Annotated in this window: 24 protein-coding genes; 5 read left to right on the top strand and 19 right to left on the bottom strand. The window is 68.8% G+C overall.

Features of this window, described 5'->3' with window-relative positions:
- The first annotated feature begins 5 nt into the window (after positions 1 to 5).
- A complete protein-coding gene (locus H6693_13190) occupies positions 6 to 794 on the top strand; it encodes a nitroreductase family protein (protein MCB9517138.1) in 789 nt (262 codons plus the stop codon).
- Here H6693_13190 and H6693_13185 read toward each other — a convergent pair.
- From H6693_13185 to H6693_13130, 12 genes are all read right to left on the bottom strand, one after another.
- On the bottom strand, positions 769 to 2,235 hold the full coding sequence (locus H6693_13185; GenBank protein ID MCB9517137.1) for a beta-lactamase family protein: 1,467 nt from the start codon (positions 2,233 to 2,235) through the stop codon (positions 769 to 771). The genes H6693_13190 and H6693_13185 overlap by 26 nt on opposite strands.
- 148 nt (positions 2,236 to 2,383) lie before the next feature.
- Entirely contained in the window at positions 2,384 to 3,022 is a 639-nt protein-coding gene (locus tag H6693_13180) for an MOSC domain-containing protein (GenBank protein ID MCB9517136.1), read from the bottom strand.
- Positions 3,023 to 3,050: 28 nt separating this feature from the next.
- On the bottom strand, positions 3,051 to 3,431 hold the full coding sequence (locus H6693_13175; GenBank protein ID MCB9517135.1) for a hypothetical protein: 381 nt from the start codon (positions 3,429 to 3,431) through the stop codon (positions 3,051 to 3,053).
- Between the two features lie 69 nt (positions 3,432 to 3,500).
- On the bottom strand, positions 3,501 to 3,884 hold the full coding sequence (locus H6693_13170; protein MCB9517134.1) for a VOC family protein: 384 nt from the start codon (positions 3,882 to 3,884) through the stop codon (positions 3,501 to 3,503).
- A 32-nt stretch (positions 3,885 to 3,916) separates the two neighbouring features.
- Positions 3,917 to 4,321, bottom strand: coding sequence for a DUF3052 domain-containing protein (locus H6693_13165; protein MCB9517133.1), 405 nt, complete (start codon positions 4,319 to 4,321; stop codon positions 3,917 to 3,919).
- Between the two features lie 394 nt (positions 4,322 to 4,715).
- A complete protein-coding gene (locus tag H6693_13160; protein MCB9517132.1) occupies positions 4,716 to 5,114 on the bottom strand; it encodes a hypothetical protein in 399 nt (132 codons plus the stop codon).
- Between the two features lie 60 nt (positions 5,115 to 5,174).
- Positions 5,175 to 6,527 (bottom strand): response regulator, encoded by a 1,353-nt coding sequence (locus tag H6693_13155; protein ID MCB9517131.1) that lies wholly within the window; start codon positions 6,525 to 6,527, stop codon positions 5,175 to 5,177.
- 26 nt (positions 6,528 to 6,553) lie between these two features.
- Positions 6,554 to 7,717, bottom strand: a complete 1,164-nt coding sequence (locus tag H6693_13150; GenBank protein MCB9517130.1) for an FIST C-terminal domain-containing protein — start codon at positions 7,715 to 7,717, stop codon at positions 6,554 to 6,556.
- Positions 7,718 to 8,038: 321 nt separating this feature from the next.
- Positions 8,039 to 8,290 carry a BrnA antitoxin family protein gene (locus tag H6693_13145; protein MCB9517129.1) on the bottom strand — a complete coding sequence of 84 codons (252 nt, stop codon included), beginning with the start codon at positions 8,288 to 8,290 and terminating at the stop codon, positions 8,039 to 8,041.
- Positions 8,268 to 8,561, bottom strand: a complete 294-nt coding sequence (locus H6693_13140) for a BrnT family toxin (GenBank protein MCB9517128.1) — start codon at positions 8,559 to 8,561, stop codon at positions 8,268 to 8,270. The genes H6693_13145 and H6693_13140 overlap by 23 nt, the downstream gene beginning before the upstream one ends.
- A gap of 73 nt (positions 8,562 to 8,634) precedes the next feature.
- Positions 8,635 to 10,341, bottom strand: a complete 1,707-nt coding sequence (locus H6693_13135) for a sigma 54-interacting transcriptional regulator (protein ID MCB9517127.1) — start codon at positions 10,339 to 10,341, stop codon at positions 8,635 to 8,637.
- Positions 10,342 to 11,646: 1,305 nt separating this feature from the next.
- Positions 11,647 to 12,036 carry a hypothetical protein gene (locus tag H6693_13130; GenBank protein ID MCB9517126.1) on the bottom strand — a complete coding sequence of 130 codons (390 nt, stop codon included), beginning with the start codon at positions 12,034 to 12,036 and terminating at the stop codon, positions 11,647 to 11,649.
- A 253-nt stretch (positions 12,037 to 12,289) separates the two neighbouring features.
- Here H6693_13130 and H6693_13125 point away from each other — a divergent pair, with 253 nt between their 5' ends.
- Complete coding sequence (locus tag H6693_13125; GenBank protein MCB9517125.1) at positions 12,290 to 12,841, top strand: hypothetical protein; 552 nt, start codon at positions 12,290 to 12,292, stop codon at positions 12,839 to 12,841.
- A 184-nt stretch (positions 12,842 to 13,025) separates the two neighbouring features.
- Positions 13,026 to 13,370: a hydroxylase gene (locus H6693_13120; GenBank protein ID MCB9517124.1), complete on the top strand. Its 345-nt coding sequence runs from the start codon at positions 13,026 to 13,028 to the stop codon at positions 13,368 to 13,370.
- Here H6693_13120 and H6693_13115 read toward each other — a convergent pair.
- From H6693_13115 to H6693_13105, 3 genes are read right to left on the bottom strand one after another with little or no spacing between them, the layout of a single operon-like run.
- Positions 13,367 to 14,269 (bottom strand): hypothetical protein, encoded by a 903-nt coding sequence (locus H6693_13115; GenBank protein MCB9517123.1) that lies wholly within the window; start codon positions 14,267 to 14,269, stop codon positions 13,367 to 13,369. The genes H6693_13120 and H6693_13115 overlap by 4 nt on opposite strands.
- 56 nt (positions 14,270 to 14,325) lie before the next feature.
- Positions 14,326 to 15,489, bottom strand: a complete 1,164-nt coding sequence (locus H6693_13110; GenBank protein ID MCB9517122.1) for a hypothetical protein — start codon at positions 15,487 to 15,489, stop codon at positions 14,326 to 14,328.
- 57 nt (positions 15,490 to 15,546) lie between these two features.
- A complete protein-coding gene (locus H6693_13105) occupies positions 15,547 to 15,888 on the bottom strand; it encodes a helix-turn-helix transcriptional regulator (protein MCB9517121.1) in 342 nt (113 codons plus the stop codon).
- A 117-nt stretch (positions 15,889 to 16,005) separates the two neighbouring features.
- On the opposite strand from H6693_13105, the gene H6693_13100 reads away from it, so the two are divergent.
- Positions 16,006 to 16,866 (top strand): SDR family oxidoreductase, encoded by an 861-nt coding sequence (locus H6693_13100; protein ID MCB9517120.1) that lies wholly within the window; start codon positions 16,006 to 16,008, stop codon positions 16,864 to 16,866.
- Positions 16,867 to 16,903: 37 nt separating this feature from the next.
- Here H6693_13100 and H6693_13095 read toward each other — a convergent pair whose 3' ends face one another.
- The gene (locus H6693_13095) at positions 16,904 to 17,554 is read right to left on the bottom strand and encodes a class I SAM-dependent methyltransferase (protein ID MCB9517119.1); all 651 of its coding nucleotides are present in this window, start codon (positions 17,552 to 17,554) and stop codon (positions 16,904 to 16,906) included.
- 5 nt (positions 17,555 to 17,559) lie between these two features.
- Positions 17,560 to 17,943: an STAS domain-containing protein gene (locus H6693_13090; GenBank protein MCB9517118.1), complete on the bottom strand. Its 384-nt coding sequence runs from the start codon at positions 17,941 to 17,943 to the stop codon at positions 17,560 to 17,562.
- Positions 17,944 to 18,262: 319 nt separating this feature from the next.
- On the opposite strand from H6693_13090, the gene H6693_13085 reads away from it, so the two are divergent.
- Positions 18,263 to 19,318, top strand: coding sequence for a hypothetical protein (locus tag H6693_13085; protein MCB9517117.1), 1,056 nt, complete (start codon positions 18,263 to 18,265; stop codon positions 19,316 to 19,318).
- A gap of 3 nt (positions 19,319 to 19,321) precedes the next feature.
- Here the strand turns inward: H6693_13085 and H6693_13080 are convergent, their stop codons facing one another.
- Together H6693_13080 and H6693_13075 are read right to left on the bottom strand one after the other, a co-directional pair.
- Complete coding sequence (locus H6693_13080; GenBank protein MCB9517116.1) at positions 19,322 to 20,932, bottom strand: T9SS type A sorting domain-containing protein; 1,611 nt, start codon at positions 20,930 to 20,932, stop codon at positions 19,322 to 19,324.
- Between the two features lie 318 nt (positions 20,933 to 21,250).
- Positions 21,251 to 22,009, bottom strand: a complete 759-nt coding sequence (locus tag H6693_13075; protein MCB9517115.1) for a succinate dehydrogenase/fumarate reductase iron-sulfur subunit — start codon at positions 22,007 to 22,009, stop codon at positions 21,251 to 21,253.
- Between the last annotated feature and the right edge of the window lie 3 nt (positions 22,010 to 22,012).

Here is a 22,012-nt window from a genome sequence, read left to right as displayed (position 1 = left end):
CGCGCATGGAAACACGCCAACAGATCGCCGCGCACCGCTCGATCCGCAAGTACCGCCCGGACCCCGTGTCCGAGGCGCTGCTGGGGGACGTCCTCCACGCCGCCACGCGCGCCAGCAGCAGCGGCAACATGCAGACCTACTCGATCATCGTCACGCGGGACGAGGCCCGCCGCCGCGAGCTCTGGCGGCTGCACTTCGAACAGGACATGATCCTGCAGGCGCCCGTGCTGCTGACCTTCGTGGCCGACTGGCGGCGCATGAACCGCTGGTGCCGTCTCAGCGACGCCGAGCCCGGCTACGACAACCCCCTCAGCTTCCTGGTGGGCTTCGCCGACGCGCTCATCGCCGCGCAGAACGCGGCGCTGGCCGCCGAGGCGGCGGGGCTCGGCATCTGCTACATGGGCACGACGCTGTGCAACGTGCCGAAGCTCATCGACTTCTTTGGGCTGCCGGAGGGGGTCTTCCCCGCGACGACCCTGGTGCTCGGCTGGCCCGGCGAAGATCCCGCTCCACGCGCAAGGCTGCCGATCGAGGGCATCGTTCACGCGGAGCGCTACACGGACCCCGACGACGACGGCATCCGCGCCATCTATCGCGACCGCGAGACCGAGGGCTGGGCGCGCTACATGAGCTACCCGGAGCTGGCCGAGCGCATGCGGACGTCCGGCGTCAAGAACCTGGCCCAGGTCTACACGCAGCTCAAGTACAGGAAGACCGACAACGAGGAAGTGAGCGAGGAGATCCTGGCCGGGCTGAGGAGCCAGGGGTTCATGGCAGGTCCAGGCGGGTCGTGATCTCGTCGGCCACGGTCGACGCGATCGTGCGCCGGTTGGCCAGCACCACCAGCGTGACGTCCGCGTCGGGGAAGTAGCGCAGCTCCGCGCTGGCGCCCTCCATGCCTCCGTCGTGTCCCAGGGAGAGCGCCCCGCTCCAGGTCCGGCGCTGCACGCCGTAGCCGTAGGCCTCGGTGGGGCCGAGCGTCACCTGCGCGCTGACGAGCCGCGCGCGACTCGCCGGCGTCAGCAGGCGGTCGCTGCGAAACAGGGCCGCGGCGAAGCGGCGCAAGTCGCCGGCGGTCGAGGCCAGTCCGCTCGAGCCCAGGGCGGCGTGCGCGTAGAAGTGGTCGGCGGGGACCGCCGCCTCCACGAAGCGGTAGTTGGTATCCGCCCGATGAGTCAGGCCCACCGCCAGGTCCTCGCGACGCGTGTCGGGAGCGAGGTAGGCCGTGTGGTTCATGCCGGCCCGCGCAAGGACGTGCTCGGCGAGGTAGTCGGGCAGCCGCTGACCGCTCACCCGCTCCACGATCAGTCCGGCCAGGTCGTAGCCCTCGTTCGAGTAGTCGTAGTCGAAGCTGGGCGCGAAGCGACCGTCGCTGCGCAGGGCGTCCAGAAAGCGCAGCTGAACGCCGAGCAGCGCCTCGGCGCTCGGCGCGGCGCGCTTGGCGGCGTTGAAGGGGGCGATTCCATCCAGCTCGATGCCCGAGCGATGCGTGAGCAGATGCGCGATCGTGACGGTCTCGCCGAAGTCCTTCGGCAGCTCCGGCAGAACGCGGCCGATGGGGTCGTCCATGTCCAGCGCACCTGCCTCCGCGAGCTGGGCGATCGCCACCGCCGTGAACATCTTGGTCACCGAGGCGATGCGGAAGCGCGTGTCCGCGCGCACGGGAGTGGACCGCGCGGGGTCCGCCAGGCCGAAGGCGCCGTCGTAGAGGGTGCTGTCCCCGCGCGCGATCAGCACGGTTCCGGCAAAGTAGCCGGTGTCGGCCATGCGCTGGAGGTAGGGCGCCAGCGCGAGGGGGAGCGTCGCGTCCGCGTAGCGTTCGGCGCTGACGCCCTCCGGTCGTTCGCCCTGCAGGATCCCCACCGCGCGAATGCGGTTCGTCTCCGGATCGAGAATCAACTCCACGGCGAACCAGGCGCGAGTGATCGTCCCGTGCATCCACAGCTCGAGATCGTGGGGCTTGTCCAGACTCACCGCGTGCAGTCGCGCGGGGCCGTACTTGTCGCGAAGCTCCTGCCAGTCGCCGGCTTTGTCCCGGCGATCGACGTCCGGGCGGTAGTGCTCCCCTACGAATCGCTCGAAGGCCGCGAAGCTGCCGTCGTCATAGGCGGCGTAGAACGCGCGGAATGCCGCGCCCGCGGGGGTGTCGGGAATCAGGGTTGAGTCAGGCGGCGCGGCGGCGGAAGCGCTACCGACGGCGAGGCAGATGCAGACGAAGATGACAATGGACTTCATCGGCCTGCTACGGCGACACGCCGAGGCGGTTTCCCCGCCTACTTCTTCGGCAGCGAGGCCGCGAAGTCGGCGCCGCGCTTCACCCAGGCGGCCGGCGCGCTGCCGGCCTTCACGCCCGCCGGCTCGACGTGGACGATCCCGCAGGCCATCAGTCGCGTCCTTCGGGCCGTGCGATCTGCTCGCGCAGCCCCTGCGGCAGCGTCTCGAGCGCGGCGCAGCGGCGGCGGAGGTCCGCGTCGGCGACGCCGGCGACGACGCGCGTCACGTCACGCACGGTGATCGGCGTGGCGGCGCGCGCTTCGAGGCGGATCGCGTCGCCCGCGGCGAGCGCGCCCTCTTCCAGCACCGCGAAGTAGATGCCGCTGCGCAGGCTGGCGAGGAAGCGCTTCACCATGTCCTCGCGGCCCATGCGCATGGCGAGACGGCTGCACGGAAAGCGCGGCTGGCTGACGCGCAGCAGCGTCGTGCCGATGCGGTACACGTCGCCGATGCGGACGTTCTCCTCCAGCAGGCCTTCCGTGCTCAGGTTCTCACCGAAGGCGCCCCAGGGCAGGTCGACCTCGGGCAGCTCGCCCCGCCAGTAGGGGTAGTGCTCGGTGGCGTAGGCGTAGACGGCCTTGTCGACGCCGCCGTGGACGTCCGTGTTGCCCTGGCCGTCGCCGTCGAGCTGGTGGCCGCGCAGGGCCACGGGACCCTCGACCGGGGACTTGAAGATGCCGGTGTGAAGGATCTTGCCCTGCCAGGGGACGTCGCGCGGGCGGCCGACGTTCACGGAGACGAGCTTCATGGTCACCGCCTGGGGAGTTGCAGGGCGATCAGCCGACGCCGTGCCGGGAGAGCTGGTCGCGCATCCAGATCTCGGCCTGCTCCAGCTCGAAGAAGGTGGCGTAGGTGGTGCTGCGCAGGTAGCGCGTCTCGAGCTTCGCGGCGGGGAAGCTGCGCCCGTGGTAGAGGACCACGGCCATGGCCACGAGGTCGTCCCGGGACTCGATGATCTCGTAGACGCCGAGGTCGATCGTGTAGTCGTGGACACGGTTGGAGATCAGGCCGAAGGGACCGCCATAGCGGCTGGCGGCGGCGTCCAGGAGCTGGATGGCGTCGTCCACCTCGAAGTCCATGCCGGGACCCACGGTGGCAATGATGTAGCCATCGGGGTGAAACTCGTAATTGACCTTGTTTCCTAGACTTCCCGGCACCTGTGACCTCCGCCTGACAAACGGGGCACTATACCCCGACAGGTTGAGGGGCTGCAAGTTCTAGATGCCTCAGTCCTCGGCGGAGGCTTGCCAGAGCGCGGCGACGGCGCCGGCCGGGTCGCGGATCACCGCCAGCCGGCCGCCGCCCATGCTGCGGGGTCCGTCGAGGACGGCGCCGCCCAGCGAGGTCGCGCGGGCCGCGGCGGCGTCGACGTCGGCGACGCTGATGTAGAGCAGCCACTGGGGCGGCACCTTGGCGTTGGAGCCCCGGGCGTGGCAGATGCCGGCGGCGCAGTCGCCGTCGGGGGCGAGCATCTCGTAGTCGTCGTAGCCGTCCATGGGGTGGGCCTTGGGGGTCCAGCCGGCCACCTGGGCGTAGAACGCGCTCACCGCGTCCGCGTCGGGGACGGTGAGGTCGAACCAGCCGATCTTGCCGAGGGTGTCGTCGCTCATGATTCCCAATTTAGTCCGACATCGGCGATTTGTCAGCCCTTGCTTTCCCGGCGGGCGAAGGCGAGGCCCGACCAGGTGGCGTCGATCGCCGCGATCTTGAAGTCCACCCAGCCGCGGTCGAGGCCGTGGGCGCGCACGGCGTGCTGGGTGATGTCCGTCGCCACCCCGGACGCCTGCTTGGGCCAGCAGATCCAGAGGCGGCCGCCGTCGGCCACGGCCTTGGTGGCGCCGGGCCAGCGGCGGGTCAGGTCGGCCGCGCGGGCGGCAAACAGCAGGACGATGCGCGCTCGGCCCGAGGCGCGGTGGCGCAGGGTGACGTCGGCGGGCAGCGTGCCCAGCGTGTCGGCGAAGTCGGGCGGCGCGCCGAGCAGGATCACCCTGTCGCCGGCCTTCACGCCGAGCTTGGTGGGCAGCGACTGCCCCGAGTAGCCGGCCATCGCGCCCGGCACGGCGGGCTTGGACGGAGGCGCGGCCATGGCGCGCGCGATGGCGCCGCGGATCCCGCGCCAGCTCGTGAAGGTGGCGTCGGGGAGCAGCGCGCGTGTGCGGGCGGTCTTGTCGGGGTCGCCTTCCACGAAGACCAGCGGCAGATGGCGGCTCGTCCGGTTGCGCCGCAGCCAGCCGCCCAGCTCGCGGCCGTGGCTCGGCATGCGCGCGAGGTCGATCACCACCGCATCCAGCGCGCTCGACGCCAGCCGCTTGTACTCGGCCGGCGACTGCGGCGCGCTGATCACGGTGACGTCGTGGCCGGCCTTGCGCAGGCGGGCGGCGCGTTCGTCGGCTTCGGCGGCGTTCCAGTGGGCGAGCAGCAGGCGGGCCATGAGACTCCTCTCAGAACTGCGCGGTGAACTGGAGACCGGTGGCATACCCGCCCCCGGGGGCGGGCTGGAGCACCGGGGCGAGCGCCACCCGCAGACGGCGGTTCTGCACGACCAGCACGCCCCCCAGCACCAGGTCCGCCGCCGCCATCCCCGTGAGGAAGGCACTGAAGAGGCTGCCGTCGTAGTCCTTGAAGGCCAGCGTCGCGGCGCCGGTGAGGCCGCCGGCCGCGGCGAGCAACAGGCGCGGCGGCTGGGCCGTGAGCTCGGAGACCTCGAGGAAGACCAGGTAGGTGTTTATCCCGAAGGCCATGACTTCGTTGGTGGTGAGCGTGTCGTCGACGGTGTCGGCGCACGCAAGCCGCGGCACGAACAGCAGGACGAGCACCGCGAACACGGCCAGCGGGCGCATGGGAACCTCCGTCGTGAGGGACGGAGTGTGTCGGATCGACCAGGCCCGCGCAAGAGCGGCCTAGCTTCCCCCGGTGGGCAGCGGCTCGTCCTGCGCGGCGGGCGCTGCGAGGCGCGCGAGCGTCTCGCGCAGCGCGCCGAGACTGAATGGCTTGACGATGTAGCCATCCATCCCGTGGCTGAGACAGAACTCGCGATCCGACTGGCTGGCCAGCGCGGTCAGCGCCACGATCGGCACGCGGCCGCGTGGGCCCGCCAGCGCGCGGATTCGCTGCGTGGCCTGGATGCCGTCGAGCTCGGGCATCGCGCAGTCCATGAGGATGAGATCGAAGGTCGCCTCGGCAGCCCGCGCCACCGCCTCCGCACCGTCGGCGGCGGTCTCCACCTGCGCGCCGAGCTTCTCGAGCATGCGCCGGGCGAGCAGGCGGTTCGTGGCGTTGTCGTCGGCGACGAGAACGCGCAGCCCCTCGGCGCCGTGCAGGGGATCCGTCGTCGCCGCGATGCCGGTGGGCACCGCGGCGTCCGCATCGCGGACCACCGGCGGCGCCTCGATCTCGAAGTGGAAGACGCTGCCCACGCCCTTCATGCTCTCGGCCACGATCGACCCGCCCATCCGCTCGACGAGATTCCGGCAGATGGCGAGGCCGAGCCCGGTGCCGCCGAAGCGGCGCGTGGTGCTCTCGTCCTCCTGGCTGAACATCTCGAAGATCAGCGTGAGCTTGTCGGCCTCGATGCCGATGCCCGTGTCGCTCACGGCGAAGCCGAGCCGCGTCGGGCCCGAACCCGGACGCACCCGCACGACCACCTCGCCCTGGGCGGTGAACTTGATCGCGTTGCCCACGAGGTTCGCCAGCACCTGGCGGATGCGCACCGGGTCGCCAAGCACGAGGCGCGGGACGCCGGGCTCCACCGTCGCGCGCAGCGCAAGCCCCTTGGACGACGCCGCCGAACGCATGCTCTCCACCAGCTTCGTCACGAAGTTCGCGATGTCGATCTCGCGCTCTTCGAAGGTGAGCGCGTCGGCTTCGATCTTGGAGTAGTCGAGGATGTCGTTGAGGATCTGCAGCAACGCCGACGCCGACTCGTGCGCGACCTGCGCGAGCTCCTGCTGTTCGCGATCGAGCGCGGTGTGCAGCAGCAGCTCGAGCATGCCGATCATGCCGTTCATCGGCGTGCGGATCTCGTGGCTCATCACCGCCAGGAAACGGCTCTTCGACGCGCTCGCCCGCTCGGCGCGCGCCTTCTCCTCCTGGAGGGCCGTCACCGACTCGCCCAGCTCGCGGTAGCTCTTCATGAGCGCCCGCTTGCCCTGCGAGGACATCGAGTCGGAGGTCTCCGCCGTGCGCCGCCACTGCTCCGCGGCCCGCTGGGACCGCTTCAGCTCCTTGGCGAGGCGCCGGAGTTCGGCCTCCATTTCTTCGACGGTGCGCGACACTGGGACTACTCGCTTCCGATCAGCACCGTGATGCAGGTCTCGTTGTGCAGGCAGGACTCGCCGCCGTCCTGGGGCGGGGCGATCTCGCCGAACACATAGAGGCCCGCGAGGTCCAGCTCGCCGAAGCCGAGCTTGGGCAGCTCGGAGAGGACGCTGTCGAGCTCGCTCTCCGCGCGCGAGCCGAGCACCCACTTGCGCGCGGCGCAGGTGAAGAGCAGGGCCAGCTCGGGCTGCTTGCCGGGGTAGCGCTTCGCGGCCTGTCGCACCGACTCCATCGTGCCGGACAGGATGCCGTCCGTGACCACTTCGGTCATGCGCACGCGGCTGCCCGGAGCCACGCCGCCGGCGAGGCGCACCTCGCCCGTCTCCGCGTCCGTCCCCAGCACCGCGCGGAGGCTCCACTCGGCGTCGGCGCCGTCCTCGTAGACGGCGAGCGGGTATTCGCCGAGGCTGCCCTGGCTCACCTCGCCGTAGTAGAGCTTGTAGACGTCCAGGGCCGGCGCGCCGTCGATCTCCTGGATGATGTGCCCCGCCGACCTGGTGATCTCGCGGAACTCGCCGATCGGCTCCCAGCCGGAGCCGATGCCCCAGCTCACCGTGATGTCGCCGGTGAGGAAGAGGATCGGCAGCGAGTCGTGCAGCACCTCGGTGCCGCAGAACTCGAGCATGCGCGAGAACTCGCGATGGTCGCCGCTCAGCCCGCCGACCACGGGGCAGGGGATGCCCGGGAGGCGGCGGTTGATGGCGCGCAGCACTTCGCTGGCGTCGGTGGAGGGCGCGAAGGTGGTGAGCGCGAGCGAGGGCGTCTCGCCCGCGGGGATGGCGCCGAGCGCCTGGGCGACGGCCGCGTCGATGTCCTGGCTCAGGTTGTGGCCGAGGCCCAGGTGGACGTCCACCTGGTCATCGCAGAGCAGCGTGAGCAGCACGGAGTCCATGGTGAAGCCGGCGTGGGAGGAGACCTCGCCGTCGCTGCTGGCGCCGATCACGGGCAGGCCGGGCCAGGCGCGCGCGATGGCGTCGAGCACGACCTGGTGCTCGTAGTCCACCGACATGAAGAGGAGGCCGGCCTTGGGGGTGCCGCCGCCCAGCTGGTCCCGGCATTGGCGGATGACGTCGTCGATCGCGTCCGACGTCTCGACGTCGTCGCTGTGGCCGATGATGGCGCGCATGGCGGTTCGCTCCTCTGGCAGTGCCCAGGGGTCGCCGCAGGCGCGGCTGGCGGTGGGCGTTATCGGGAGGATCGACGCCGCAAGCCGTTGCCTTGATGTAATATTCGGAGCCGGGCCGCGGGGAAGGGGGGGGCGACGTGCAAATTCACCACTTCGTGGTCAAGATTCGCCCGCAACATGGGCTACCGGCACTGGTGGCGTGCCCGGATCTTGCTGCGGGGCAAGGACATGGCACGGATGGCGTGCAATCACACAGCACGAAAGGCGTGCAAGTATCCGCGGCGCCGACGGACTCCAGCGCCGTGTCCTTCCGCCTCTTCGCTACTCCGAGCGCTGAAGTTCTTCCCGCAAGATCCGGCGCAGCGTTCGTGCATCCAGGGGCTTGCTCGACTTGCTGAGATGTTCGCGGAGGGCGTCGTTGATCATCGTCTGGTAGCCGCGACCGGCTGAGTCCGCCCGCCGTCGAAACTCCTCGATGACCTCGTTGTCTAGCAGGATCGTGATCCGAGTCTTCCCTTTCGCGGGGACCACGGCGCCCCGCTTGCCACCGCTAAAGTCGTATTCCTTCCTCATACTGGGCTTTCTCCTTGCGGGTTGCCTTGCGGACCGAAACGATACGAATCCGATCCTCGCGATAGGTGTAGACGAGAACCAGCACTCGGCCGGCGGCGTCGACTCCTACGGTGACAAAGCGCGCCTCTCCGATTGCGTCCGGGTCGTCACGAGTCAGAGCAACGGGGTCGAAAAGGACCGCTTCGGCATCCGAGAACCTGACGCCGTGCTTGAGCCGGTTCGCCATGGCCTTGCGCGGATCCCACTCGATGCGCGTATGTATGCTATGCATATTCCCCGTCAACGTCAAGCACGCGCAGGCGTGCGCCTGCGCGCGTGTCGTGGGGGAATCGTGGGAGATGCTGCTAGCCCCGCGCCGCCTTGGCGATGCGCTCGGCGCTCAGGTCCAGCCGCTTGATCTTGTCGTTCAGCGTCGAGCGGCTGACGCCCAGCATGCGCGCGGCGGCGGCCTTGTTGCCCTGGGCGCGGGTGAGGGCGGCGAGGATGGCGTCCTTCTCGGCCTTGAGGACGATGCTCGCCAGATCGTTGCCGTAGCCCTCCACCGGCGCGAGGACGCTCTCGGGAAAGAGGTCCACGCTCAGCAGGCCCGTCTCCCGCGCGAAGAGCGCCATGCGCCGCACCAGGTTCTGCAGCTCGCGCACGTTGCCGGGCCAGGGGTACTCGCGGATCTTGTCCTCCGCGTGAGGGTCGAGCGCGATCTTGCGGCCCAGGCGGCTGGCCGCCTCGTGGAGGAAGAAGCGGGCGAGCAGGACGACGTCCCCGCCGCGCTCACGCAAGGCGGGCAGCGTGAGCACCACGTGGTTGAGGCGGTAGAGCAGGTCGCGGCGGAACCGGCCGGCGGCCACCTGGGCGTCGAGGTCGCGATTGGTGGCGCTGACCACGCGGACGTCCGCGTGCTGATCGGTGTCCGACCCCACCGGCGTGTAGATGCCGTCCTGCAGCACGCGCAGGAGCTTGGCCTGGAGGCGGGGGCTGAGGTCGCCGATCTCGTCGAGGAAGAGCGTGCCGCCGTCGGCCTGGGCGAACTTGCCCGGCCGATCGCGGTGCGCCCCCGTGAACGAGCCCTTGAGGTGGCCGAAGAGCTCGCTCTCCATGAGCTCGTCGGGGATGGCCGCGCAGTTCACCACCACCAGATCGCCCTTGCGGCCGCTGAGGCGGTGCAGCGCCTGGGCGAAGAGCTCCTTGCCGGTGCCGGTCTCGCCGGTGACGAGCACGGCCGCATCCGACGGCGCCACGGTGGCCAGCGTGTCCAGCAGCTTGGCCATGGCCGGCTCGGCGGTGATGATGCCGTGGTCGGCGCCGAGGGCCATCAGCTCCTGGCCCTTGGGCGGCGTGAAGGGCTTGGCTGGCAGGCGTTCGGCGATGGCGTCCAGGTGCGCGCGCGTGTCGCGGATGCGGCCGGGGATGCCCATCTCGTCGAACAGGCCCAGCGCGCTGGCGGTGTGGCGGAAGGCCTCGCGGAGGTCGTCCTCGCGCTTGCGGATGGCGTGGAGGCGCTCGTAGAAGCCCGCGATCGCCACGTGGCTGAACGCGCGCTCGTACTTCTCGTCCTTGTCGCGATAGAACTCGACGGCCTTCAGCAGCAGGTTCTCGGCCTCGGCGTAGTCGTAACGGCGCTCGGCCAGCAGCCCGAGGGTGCGGAAGAGCGCGCCGATTTCGTAGACCTCGCCCACACGCTCGCAGACCTCGAGGCTGCGCTTGGCGGCGGCGAAGGCTTCGTCGTCGCGTCCGAGCTCGTACAGAGCCCGGGCGCGGCGACGCAGCAGCTCGCCGACAAGGTCGTTCTGCTCGGAGATGCCATAGGCTAGTTCGAGGCCGGCGTCGATCTCCTTGAGCGCCTTCGTCCACTCGCCCTTGAGCTTGTGGAAGTCCGCGTGAACTTCCCGCGTGATGACGCGACTGCGGATCGGTGTGTGCTCGTCGGTCGCCTGCTCGATCATCGCGAGGTGCTTGCGGACCTCGTGCTGGTCCTCGAGAGCGAGGTGGAGGCGCGCGAACTCGTTAAGGTATCGCGGGGTGCGGGGGATCTCCTTCGAGCGCGAAGCCAGCAATTCCATTTCCTGCGCAGCCTTCGCTATGAGGCCGACCTTCCTCAGAGTAAGCATGCGGTTGTACACCGCTCTTGCTGCAAAACTCCTCTCGCCGTTCCTCTCAAGAAGCTCTATCGCACGCGTGAAGTAGGCTGTTGCTACATCGTACTCCGAGCGGATCATGCACAGGATTCCAAGCTGTACGAAGGCCATGGCTTCTAGGCGCCCATCGCCCGCAGTGCGGGAAAGGTACTTCGCGGCATCAAAGCCCTCCTCAGCCTGCTCTAGGTTTCCATACTTCAGCAGAATCCTTCCCAACAGAACCTGGAGGCGTGCTTCGAACACAGCAGGCAGTTTCTCGCCCAGCAGGGCCATCACCTGATCGTGTGAATCGTCCAAGTTTCCACGAAGGAATGAACCATATGCGGCCGCAGCCCGCCGGATCGTCAGTAGATCGCCTTCGTCGCTGGCGTACGCGTGCTGGGACATATCGAGACACCGAAGAGCCTCGCGCTCGTTTACATGAGTGAAGTGGTGCCATGCAAGAACGGCGAATCCCTGGGCGCGCACCAGCGGTGGTAGGCTTGCGTCCTCTACGATGAGGCTTGCAAGGTCTGCGAACCGAGCTTCAGGGATGAACCTCCACTCGAGTATGCAAGATTGAAGCAACCAACTTCTCGTCATCCGACGACCGGCTCCCCTGGCAGTCTAGTTTAGGCTAGCAGGAACATCCAATGAGTCCACGACTTGAACAGCTCATAGAGGATCGAGTCTGTGATGTTGAAATCGTCATCATAGTCATCCCCCAAGCTGCCGGCACCGTTTGTCGAGGAGAAGTGGTAGTCCTCCGGACCCCATGCGGGATCTCTAGCGACTACAGGGTGGGCCATGCTGAAGACCAGCAGCAGGACTAGGAGAATTAGATATGTGCAGCGCTTTGACCGCGTCATCTCATCGGCTCCTTAAAACCGCGCCAGCGAGGCCAGACAGAGTCCGATACTGGCGCGCGGAGGAATCAGGCTCTATCGGGAAGAGCTGGTACTTGAATCCTGCACAGCTTGCGCCACCAAGGAAGGTAGCCATGGGGAGGTTGTGGGAACGGTGCAGGACTCGGAGCTTCTCCTCCAATGCACTGATGCGCGTATAAGGATTCTAGCCGAAAGGAATGTTGTAGTCAAAGCCAAAAGCCCCTCCCCTTGGGCAGGGGGAAGGGCCGTGAGGCATGATTAGGGCCTAGCCAAAGGCCAGCACCGAGCCGCCCGACGAGGCGCGGCTGCCGATCGGGCAGAGCTCGCTCTGATCCTCTACTGATTGACCGATGCTACGCTAGATTGTCGCGGCGTAGAAGAGGCCTATCGGGGACATCATCAAGAGGTAGAGCCGTTCCAAGGGTTGCAGGGCGTGCATGCCGTGGTCGTCATCGTCCCCGTCCCAGACGACCCCACGATTGAAGTCGTCATCGTCATCATCGCCAATGGGCTGCGACATGGAGATATGTGGGTCGTCATCATCATCATCCCCTGGCCGGCGGAGTAGCCACCCGTTTACCCCATCATCGTCATCATCCCCCATCGGCTGGAATTGCGAGATGTTCATGTCGTCATCATCATCATCCCCCGCCACAGCCTGCGGCGGGACCGCCGCCAAAAGCATCAGTGCGAGCGCCATCAGCAGCGGAGCAGTGATCCAGCCCGTTCTTGTCTTCTTTGGGTTCATGGTGTCCTCCTGGGTTCGAGACTCAGGAGGTATATCGAAGCAATCGTGCCAACCCGCGTCGCACGGAGCGAATCCCTAAGTCCATCAATAGAATCACTTGCGTCGGCACGCCAAGACGCGACCTCGTCAGTGTGTCCGCCGTGTCGTCACTTCGACGGCTGACCGTCGCCGCCGTTGACACCCCCGCCGACCCAAGATCCCTGCTGACAGCCGCCCCCCGAAGTGCCAATCTCGCCCCACCAAGGAGGCCGCCATGCTGCCTGACCCACTTCACCCCGCCGTCGTCCACTTCCCCATCGCCTTCGCCTTCCTGCTCCCCCTGGCCGCCATCGTGAGCCTCTGGTGGGGCCAGGCCACCCGGCGCGAGCGCTCGGCCTGGGTGCCGGTGCTCGTGCTGCTGGTGTTCACGCTGGTGGGCGGGCTCGTCGCCAAGGAGTCCGGCGAGGAGACCCACGAGCGCGTGGAGAAGGTGATGCCGCACGAGTACATCGAGGCCCACGAGGAGAAGGCCGAGGGCTTTCTCGTCGCCACGTGGGTGGGCCTGGGCTTCGGGCTGCTCGGCCTGCTCGGCGGGCGCTGGGGCCTGACCGCGCGCTGGTTCTTCGTGATCACGGCCATCGTCATGGCCCTCCAGGTCACCTGGGCGGGCAAGCTCGGCGGCGCGCTGGTCTACGAGCACGGGGCCGCGTCGGCCTATGTGCCGCAGTCGGTGTCGCCACAGGGGATGGACGACAGCGCCGGCATGGACGAGGACGGCTCGGATTTGGGCACCATGCCCGAGGGCACCGAGGACCACGACCACTAGCCGCGAATGTTCACGTGAACATTCACCGCTGGCGCGCCCGCGTGCTAGTCTCCCCGCCACTTACCCATCAGGAGGGAGTCCCATGCGCACGTTTGTCGCCGCCCTGCTTGTCACCGTGTCACTCCTGGGCTGCGCCGCGCCCGGGATCCACGCGAGCCCCCGCACCGGCCAGGAGGAGTTCACCATGCGTGTCCAGTACCTGGAGATCGTGACGAAGGACGTCGCCGCCGTCTGCGCGGCCTACACCGCCGCCGCGGGCCTGGACTTCGGCGAGCCCGTGGCCGAGCTCGGCAACGCGCGCACGGCCAAGCTGCCCGACGGCGGCCTGATCGGCGTGCGCGCCCCGCTTCGCGAGACCGAGGCGCCGGTGGTCAGGCCCTACTGGCTCGTGGAGGACATCGAGGCCGCCCTCGCCGCTGCGGTGGCGGCAGGCGGCGTGACGGCGGTGCCGCCGCTCGAGATCGCCGGCTATGGCACCTTCGCGATCTACACGCTCGGCGGCAACGACTTCGGCCTCTGGCAGCTCTAGTACAGCGACTTCACCGCCGAGAAGCTTCGGGGCTCCGTCGCGATCGTCGCGTCCAGCCTGTAGACGTAGGCAAAGTCCTCGGCGCCGCAGTCCGCCCAGTCGACGTGCACGCCCACCGTAAACTGCGCGCCCGGCTCGACGCCGCTCACGTCCACCAGGTGGCTCAGCTGCAGCTCGCCCTGGCCCGGGTACTCGCCGATCGGCGCGCCGTCCAGCGTGATCGAAACCGTGTACGCCCCCGGGTCGAGCGACGTGCAGTTCCACTCCTCGGCTTCGCCCTGGAACGTGAAGTCGCCGATCACGACGCTCCCGTCCACCGGCGTCGCGTAGCGCCACTCGCACCAGTCGGCGTCGGGAGGAAAGCCGTAGGAGCAGAAGCCCGGTGCGCCGTCCAGATTGAACGTGAAGTAGGACGTGCGATAGCCGGCGGAGTCGTAGGCGTGGCCTTCGGCGTCCGTGTAGTTGAGATCGGTCAGCGTGACCTCATAGTCCGCGGCAGGCCAAGCTTCCACGACCGGGAAGACCGTGACCGTGCCGAGGTGGTAGCGCTGGTTCAGTCCGGTCTCCGCGGTCGGCGAGAGGCCCGCGGGCCAGCTCAGCGTGATCCCCGAAGCCAGGTCGCCTGTCACCGAGGCGCCGTCCCAGGTCACGACGACCACGCCGTTCGGGTTCCCCACCAGTTCGGCCCAGTCATTGGCCTGGAAGCTCACCGTGGACAGTGTACCGGGGCGATCGGTGGCCACCAGCTCGATGTCCAGCGTCAGCGTCGCGAAGATCGACGTGTCGGCGAAGCAGAGATCGTCCTCCGTCAGGAGGAAGACGCCGCTGCCCAGGCAGCTGACTGCGAAGGCCGGCGCGGCGGTGACCAGTAGCAGCAGGATCGTGAGCAATGACTTCATGGAAACCTCCTCATCGGCCCGACCTTCTAATGATAACACCCGCGGATCCCGTTGCGCTAGCGCGCCCGCTCCAGCCGCAGCTCGATGCCGAAGCGCTCCGCGCCGGGGTCCGGCACGCCCTTGCGATTCCAGATCGGCCCGCCGTTCAGCCACAGCGTGTCGGCGTCCACGGTCCAGGCGAAGTGCGCCTCGCCGCCCTCGAACTCGGGCGTCTTGGCCACGAAGGGCCAGGTGACCAGCGAGTCGCCCCTCAGCGCGAACTGCCCCGCGTTCACGACGATCGCGTTGTAGCTGAACACCCGCTCCTCATCGGTGGGCTTCCAGGGCTCGGCGTAGTCCGGCTGCGCCTCCGCGCCCTGGTGCCAGGCGAAGCTGTAGCGATCGCCCGTGAACAGGAACAGCCCGGGCAGCGCCGGGTCGATCAGGGCGTCGCCCGTGTCCCACACGTAGCGGACGCTCTTCACCTCCCACGCGCCCTCGAGCACCGGCCCGCCCCCGGGGGCGGGCTTGCCGGCGGCGGCCGCGGGCCGTGGCGCCGCGGGCGGGATCGTCACCGCCGCCCAGGTGGACGGCTGGAACTCCATGATCTCGGGCGCGACGCCGCTGAGCAGCTCGCGCTCCAGCGTGCCGTCGGACACGTTGTGGGGCCAGTGGGGGGCGCGGTGGCCGCCGCGGGGCGCGTCGCCCACCACGGCGAGGCGCAGGCCGCCCGGCGGGATCGTCACGCAGAATTCCGCCCGGCGGCCGCCCATGTGCAGCCCGCGCGCGCCGGTCCAGCCCGCGCTGCGCAGGGCCTCGGCCTGGCTCTCCACGCCCTCGCGCATCGACTTGAGGCCGCTGTAGCCGTACTCGCGCCGCCAGATCTTGCCGTCGCGCAGGTAGCTCGCCGTGCCGAAGGTCGCCCCGGCGTAGCAGACGGCGACGCGGCCCTCGTCCTCGTAGCCAAGGAAGAGCGTGGGTTCGGCGTACTTGTTGTCCATGCGGAGGGCGAGGTAGAGGCGGTCGCCGTCGCGCATGAGCGACAGCATGCCGCCGCTGGACAGGGCGACGTCCTGCGCGCCGTCCCACTCGCCGTCGTCGAGGATGCCGTCCAGCCGCGGCGGGCGGCCTTCGGGGATCGCCGGCGTGCCGGGCGCGCCGGGACCCGCCCCCGGGGGCGACCCGTTCGAGGCGCAGGACACCGTGAAGAGTGCGAGAATCAGCAGGGGCCAGGGTCGCATCGTCGTCCTCCCGTCAGTAGGATGGGAACATAGTGGGCGCGTGGCGGGGCGGACAAGCTAGGCGTTGCGGGGCGCGCCGGGCGCGGCGTGGCTGCGGCCCCAGCGCGACATGGCCCGCAGGACGGGCAGCAGCGTGCGGCCGTAGTCGCTGAGGCTGTACTCGACGCGGGGTGGCACTTCCGCGAACACGCGGCGTAGCACCACACCGTCGGACTCGAGCTCACGGAGCTGCTGGGTGAGCATCTTCTGCGTCACGGCGGGGATGTGCCGCCGCAGCTCCCCGAAGCGGCGCGTCCCGCCCGAGAGCGACCACAGGATGATGGGCTTCCACTTGCCGCCGATCACGCCCATGGTGGCCGTGACGGGACAGAAACCGGGATCCGAGCACGAGTCCTGCATGGTTTCCTTTTCAATACTAAGGCAGAAAATGGTGGGTACTTGTGGCTTCGTCGGCAAGCACTAGAATAGACCATGACAGCCGACCCGACAAGTGACCCCAACGAAGGAGCGACCTTCATGAACAGCACACTCCTCATCACCGGCGCGACCGGCAACGTGGGGCGCGCCACCGTGCGCGCGCTCTCGGCGCGCGATCCCGAGCTGGAGATCCGCGCCGCCACGCGCAAGCCCGAGGCCTACCAGGCCCCGGCGGAGAACGTCACCGCCGTGCGCCTGGACTTCAACGACCCCCAGAGCTTCGCGCCCGCGCTCGAGGGCGTGGACCGGCTCTTCCTCATGAGCGCCCCCATGGACGCCGAAGCGGCGCCCAAGCTCACCGGCCTCCTCGACGCGGCCAGGCGCGCCGGCGTGAAGCAGGTCGTCCTGATGACGGCCATGGGCGTGGAGCACGCGCCCCAGTCGCCGCTGGGCCAGGTCGAGACCGCGCTCAAGGCGAGCGGGATCGACTGGACCATCCTGCGCCCCAACTGGTTCATGGACAACTTTCACCCGGGCTTCCTCGGCGACATGGTGAAGAAGGGCCAGATCACGGTGCCCGCCGCCGACAGCAAGGTGAGCTTCATCGCGGCGGAGGACATCGGCGAGGCCGCGGCGGTGACGCTGCTCAGCGACGGCCACGCCGGCCGCGAGTACACCCTCACCGGCCCCGAGTCGCTGAGCTGGGAGACGGTGGCCCAGAAGTTCACCACCGAGACCGGCCGCACGGTGAACTACATCCCCATCGGCGACGACGACATGCGCGAGGCCCTCGCCGCCGACGGCGTGCCCGAGCAGGGGCTCGACTACATGTCGATGCTCTTCGGCGCCATGCGCGGCGGCGCGTCGGCCCCCGTGGCCGGGGACATCCGCGGGCTGATCGGCCGCGAGCCGCGCAACCTGGGCGAGTTCACGAAGAAGCACAAGGCGGCGTGGAAGTAATCTGTGGGTGAGCCGGCGGCGCCTGCCGCCGGCGTTTTCACGCCCGGCGCCAGTGGGAGAGCCGAAACGACTTGCCCACGGGGAGCGTGCGGGTCTCCTCGTGCTCGAGCTCGAGGCCGGCGCGGGCCGCCGCGGCCGCGAATGCCTCCGGCGACACCAGGCGCAGCAGCGGCTCGAGCACGTTCACGCCAGTGAAGGGCGTCACGCTGATCGCCCCGTGACCCTTCACTGGCAACTGCAGCAGCGCCACGAGCCGTCCCGCCGGCGCCAGCGCGCGGGCCAGCACGGGCAATAGCCTTGCGGGTGTCACGTACTCGAAGAGCAGCGCCGCGTGGACGAGATCGAAGCTCCCCGGCGTGAGCAGCGCCGCGGCGACGTCCGCGTCGTCCAGATTGGCGCAACGCAGCCGCAGCCGCTGGCCGAGCCGCACGCGGTGCCGCGCTTCCGCCAGTTCCAGGTAGTCCTGGTTGATGTCCACGCCCAGCAGATCCGCCACGCCGGACGGGTCCACGCGCTCCAGGCCATTGCCCGCCGCGCAGCCCAGCAGGGCGATGCGGCGCGGGCGCAGCGTGCGGAGCGATTCCTCGAAGAGATCGGCGAGAAAGCCGAGCTGCCCCACGGCGGGATGGGCCATGTGGCCTTCGTAGTCCGTCGCGCTGACGCGCAGCCAGGGGTTGGGCTCGGTCACGGCCGTCAGCCGCGGGCGACGGGCGCCTGGCTCGCGCCCTGCGAGGCCGCGAGCGCGCCGTCGGCGCTGTCGGCCAGCTCCACCATCGGCAGGAAGCCGGAGGCGTCCAGGATGCGCTTCACGCGCGGGTTCATACCGGCGAGCACGAGGCGGTGACCCGCGCCGCGGGCGGCGCAGCAGAGCTGGGCCACGCTGCCGACGCCGGCGCCGTCCATGTACTCGACGCCGTTCATGTCCAGAACGACGCGGCGCACCGCGACCGGCAAGGTGTGGGCGACATCCGTGAGACGCCGACTGGCCGTGGGGCCGGCGAGTCGGCCGTGGAGGCGGAGCAGGGCGACGTCCGCACCTGGACGCTCCACTTCCACGCGCAGAGATGGGCTGGGCATGATGGACCTCGACGCTGATTCTGGCTGAGCAGGCGCTTCGTGGGGTTAGACACCCGGTCACCGGAGACAGTTACGCCACGAAACCTCGAAAGATTCGAAGGCTCGGTGAAGAAGCGCTGAAGCTTCTTCAGTTGCGGCGCTCCCCGCCTCGGGTGCTCCGCGCGCTTAAGCAAGTCGGGTGCCCGAACATGAGAAAGAACCGGGCACCGGCCGGGAGATTGCGCGCGACGCAGCGTCCGTCCGCGGCCCCAGTCGATTTGCTCGACAGAACTTCCGGGTCCATAATGCTAGTGACCCCACTGGCACCGGGAGGTTCGTCATGAGACGAAAGCTATTCGTGGGGATTCTGCCCGAATTCCTACTTTTTTCCGTTCTGCTTGCCGCGGCGCTTCCCTGCAACGCCTTGGAGGTCTACACGAACCGTGACCTCTGGCTGGCCGAATTGCACGGCGCTCCGGACATGGAGGACTTCGAGTCCGAGTCGCCTGGCTATGAGACCACGCCCTACGAGACGGCGCATGGCGTGCTTCTGGACAGCCTGGGAGAACCCCTGCTGCTCGGAGTGGTGGAGGGCAACTCGATCAACGGCACGCAGGGTCTGCACTACCGCGATTTCGGCAACCAGCTGCTCTGGGTGCTGCCGGATGGATCCGCCGTTCACGCCTTCGGCTTCGACTACGACACGGACAACAACGACTGGGAGGTCATCATCCGCGGCCAGTCCCATGCGTTGCCGGCCAGCACCACGGGCTTCTTCGGCGTCGTCGATCGCGAGTACTCGCTCGCCTCGTTCATCACCACCTGCGACGCCTTCGCCCAGGGAGGCCTGCTCGTGGACAACCTGAGCACCAGCGATCAGGTCTGGGGAGATCTGCTGGTCTTCACCGACCCGGCGGCCTGGGAGGCGTACACCGTCCCGCCGATCGCCATGGAGGACTTCGAGAGCGACGTCCCCGGCACCTACGATCTGCCGTACAGCACCGGACACGGATTCGCGCTGAACTACCTGGTCAGCCCGATCACGATCCAGATCCTGGACGTGTACATGAACGGCACCCAGGGCCTCCACTACCGGGATTTCGACCGGCAGATGGAGTGGCGCTTCCCGAACGCGATGTCCGTGACGGCCTTCGGCTTCGACTACGACACCGACGACAACAACTGGCAACTCCAGGTGGCCGGCGAGACGATCACCTTGCACTCGAATGCCATCGGGTTCATCGGCGTCGTGCAGACCTCGGGACTGATGGACAGCTTCGTGACCACCTGCTCGGCGTTGGCGCAGGGAGGCATGTCGGTGGACAACGTCCGCTACACGGCCAGCACCACGGCCGTGGAGCCGACGAACTGGAGCAGGATCAAGTCGCTCTACTGAGCGCTACTTCAGCAGGCTGATCGAGGTCGTCGCCACCTGGCCGCCGGCCTCCAGCCGCGCGAGGTAGACGCCGCTGGCGTGGCCGGTGGCGTCCCAGGGGATCGTCAAGTCGCCGGCGCCCTCGCCCGCGACCTCATGGACGCGCCGTCCGGCGGGGTCATAGACGGCCAGCGTCCAGCGGCCGGGCGCGGGCAGGGTGACGCGGAAGTTCGTCGTCGGGTTGAAGGGGTTCGGCGCGGCGCTCAGCCGCAGGCGATCCGCCCCCGGGGGCGGGTTCGTGGCGGTGAGATTGCTCGCCTCGATGGCGTAGAGGTCGCCGCCACGGCCGCTGGTGCCCGCATGGACGCTCTTGCCACAGGCAACGACGAGGGCGGCGCCTTCGTGGTCCACCACATCCATGTCGAAAATCGAGCCCGGGGTATCGACGGTGAGCACGGGGTCGGGGTTGTTCACCCTGAACACGTGCAGCTCGGGAAAGCTGCCGCCCCAGGAGCCGACCACGAGGAAAGCGCCGGACGGCGAGTAAAGCATGGTAGACGGAATGTCCACATGCGTGCTCACCGGCTCGCCCTGGTAGTCGTAGTGCCAGATCAGGTTCGGCGTGGCGAGCGTGTAGGTTTCGACGAAGACCTGGTTGGGCGTGGTGTTGCCGTTGTCCCAGGCCACGGCGAAGGCGTCGCCCGGCGCGAAGGCCACCTGGCCCACGTAGAGGCCGCCGCCCGGCGTCGCGCTGTAGTGCGCGCCGTAGGTGGAGCCGTTCCAGTGGCGGACGTTCAGCGTGCTCCACCCCCAGGCGAGGTAGTCGCCGTTCGGCGAGATGGCGAGGGCGTCATTGCCCGCGCCGGCGGGCCCGCTCCAGCGCAGCGCGTCGGCGACGATATCGTAGACGTAGACCGTCGGCCAGCCGGTCATGGCGCAGTAGCGGCCGTCCTCGCTGAGCGCGGTGGCCACCACGTTGCCCGAGGGGAAGGGCCAGTCGACGACTGGCGTCCCGTTGCCCGGTTCGAACGCGAAGAGGCGACCTTCCTGTCCCGCCTCGGTGTACATGACCAGCGCCACGGCGATCATGCCGCCCGTGTCGGCCACCTGCACCGGCTTGCGGCTCGCCCAGCCCTCGTAGATGAGCGAACGGCAGGGATGCACGGTGTAGCTCCACAGCGGCGTGGCCGAGCCCGGCCGCCACTCGCTGATCACCGCCGTCGAGTCCGCGTTGTTGAAGTCCACGGCCGCCAGCACGAAGCCCGTGCGGCAGGCGTCCACGTAGAACTCCGTACCCGCGGAAGCCCAGAGCGGCGCCCCGGTGAGCAGGTCCCGGGCCTCCGCCTGCATCGGCGGGTTGAGAAAGGTGCCGGCGAAGACCGGTCCACCGTAGGCCGCGATGCCGCAACTGGTGTAGATGGGGTCGTCGTAGTGGTGGTCCCAGAGCAGCAGGCTTTCGCGGTCGCCCCCGGGGGCGGATTCGTCGGGCTCGGCGGCCGGTGTCGGCGCGAGCGCTCCCGCGCGCAGGGCCTCGGGGCCGTGATCGGTTGTGCGCGGCTGGGTGGACACGTCGCTTGCAGGGGCAAGCGCGGGGAGCGCGGCGAGTAGGACGGCAAGCGTGAGACGGCGAAGCATGGCGACCTCCCGGGTGAGCAAGGCCTCCATCATATCAGGTTTGGGGATTGTCGCTGTCGCGCCGCGCGAGATCTCTGATCTCGGTGCTGGGTCCGCCACCCTATCTGGCTCGCCGCCTGCGGGTTACGGTTACGCAGCTTGCGTAACGCATTCTGCGTAATGTCCGCGGCGCCTTCTTGGCCGGGCAACGGCGGCCCGACTCCTCCTCCGGCACCAGCGTCCAGACCGGCTTGCGCGGAAGCGCGGCCCTCCTCCGGCCCGGGACAAAAAGGAGGGCCTCCCGGCCCCCCTTCATGCTGTGCCGCTACGCGTCAGCCCCTAGCCGCCCTTCACCATCGCCTTGAAGAACTCGCGCCGCATGACCGCGATGTGTTCGATGCTGATCTGCTTCGGGCAGACGGCCTCGCACTCGCCGTGGTTCGAGCAGTCGCCGAAGCCCTCGGCGTCCATCTGCTGCACCATGGCCAGCGCGCGACGATGCCGCTCGGCCTTGCCCTGCGGCAGGTAGGCGAACTGCGCGATCTTGGCGCTCACGAACAGCGACGCGCTCGCGTTCGGGCAGGCAGCCACGCAGGCGCCGCAGCCGATGCAGGTGGCCGCGTCCATGGCCTTGTCCGCGGCTTCCTTGGGAATGGGCACGGCGTTGCCGTCCGGCGCGGAGCCCGCATTCGTGGAGACGTAGCCGCCGGCCGCCATGATGCGGTCGAAGGCGGAGCGGTCCACCACCAGGTCCTTCAGCACGGGAAAGCCCTTCGCGCGGAACGGCTCGACCGTCACCGTGCCGCCCTCCTCGAAGTGCCGCATGCGCAGCTCGCAGGTGGTGGTGGCGCCGCGCGGGCCGTGGGCCACGCCCTGGATGTTCAGGCCGCACATGCCGCAGATGCCCTCGCGGCAGTCGCTGTCGAACTCCACCGGATCGTCGCCGCGCGCCGTGAGCTGCTCGTTGAGCAGATCCAGCATCTCGAGGAAGGACATCTCCGGCAGGACGCCGTCGATCCGGTAGTCCACCAGCTTGCCGGGCAGGCCCGGGCCCTTCTGCCGCCAGATCTTCAGGTTCAGCGCTCTGGTCTCGCTCATCGT

It is taken from the genome of Candidatus Latescibacterota bacterium (assembly GCA_020633725.1).
Taxonomy (GTDB): Bacteria; Krumholzibacteriota; Krumholzibacteriia; order JACNKJ01; family JACNKJ01; genus VGXI01.
Note: the sequence above shows the minus strand (reverse complement) of the source record. Positions and strands in the feature narration are given on the sequence as shown.

Coding starts and splice junctions, on each gene's coding strand:
- H6693_13190 (MCB9517138.1), top strand. CDS start 6: ATGGAAACACGCCAACAGATCGCCGCGCACCGCTCGATCCGCAAGTAC.
- H6693_13185 (MCB9517137.1), bottom strand. CDS start 2,235: ATGAAGTCCATTGTCATCTTCGTCTGCATCTGCCTCGCCGTCGGTAGC.
- H6693_13180 (MCB9517136.1), bottom strand. CDS start 3,022: ATGAAGCTCGTCTCCGTGAACGTCGGCCGCCCGCGCGACGTCCCCTGG.
- H6693_13170 (MCB9517134.1), bottom strand. CDS start 3,884: ATGAGCGACGACACCCTCGGCAAGATCGGCTGGTTCGACCTCACCGTC.
- H6693_13165 (MCB9517133.1), bottom strand. CDS start 4,321: ATGGCCGGCTACTCGGGGCAGTCGCTGCCCACCAAGCTCGGCGTGAAG.
- H6693_13160 (MCB9517132.1), bottom strand. CDS start 5,114: ATGCGCCCGCTGGCCGTGTTCGCGGTGCTCGTCCTGCTGTTCGTGCCG.
- H6693_13155 (MCB9517131.1), bottom strand. CDS start 6,527: ATGGAGGCCGAACTCCGGCGCCTCGCCAAGGAGCTGAAGCGGTCCCAG.
- H6693_13150 (MCB9517130.1), bottom strand. CDS start 7,717: ATGCGCGCCATCATCGGCCACAGCGACGACGTCGAGACGTCGGACGCG.
- H6693_13145 (MCB9517129.1), bottom strand. CDS start 8,290: ATGAGGAAGGAATACGACTTTAGCGGTGGCAAGCGGGGCGCCGTGGTC.
- H6693_13140 (MCB9517128.1), bottom strand. CDS start 8,561: ATGCATAGCATACATACGCGCATCGAGTGGGATCCGCGCAAGGCCATG.
- H6693_13130 (MCB9517126.1), bottom strand. CDS start 12,036: ATGAACCCAAAGAAGACAAGAACGGGCTGGATCACTGCTCCGCTGCTG.
- H6693_13125 (MCB9517125.1), top strand. CDS start 12,290: ATGCTGCCTGACCCACTTCACCCCGCCGTCGTCCACTTCCCCATCGCC.
- H6693_13120 (MCB9517124.1), top strand. CDS start 13,026: ATGCGTGTCCAGTACCTGGAGATCGTGACGAAGGACGTCGCCGCCGTC.
- H6693_13115 (MCB9517123.1), bottom strand. CDS start 14,269: ATGAAGTCATTGCTCACGATCCTGCTGCTACTGGTCACCGCCGCGCCG.
- H6693_13110 (MCB9517122.1), bottom strand. CDS start 15,489: ATGCGACCCTGGCCCCTGCTGATTCTCGCACTCTTCACGGTGTCCTGC.
- H6693_13105 (MCB9517121.1), bottom strand. CDS start 15,888: ATGCAGGACTCGTGCTCGGATCCCGGTTTCTGTCCCGTCACGGCCACC.
- H6693_13100 (MCB9517120.1), top strand. CDS start 16,006: ATGAACAGCACACTCCTCATCACCGGCGCGACCGGCAACGTGGGGCGC.
- H6693_13090 (MCB9517118.1), bottom strand. CDS start 17,943: ATGCCCAGCCCATCTCTGCGCGTGGAAGTGGAGCGTCCAGGTGCGGAC.
- H6693_13085 (MCB9517117.1), top strand. CDS start 18,263: ATGAGACGAAAGCTATTCGTGGGGATTCTGCCCGAATTCCTACTTTTT.
- H6693_13080 (MCB9517116.1), bottom strand. CDS start 20,932: ATGCTTCGCCGTCTCACGCTTGCCGTCCTACTCGCCGCGCTCCCCGCG.
- H6693_13075 (MCB9517115.1), bottom strand. CDS start 22,009: ATGAGCGAGACCAGAGCGCTGAACCTGAAGATCTGGCGGCAGAAGGGC.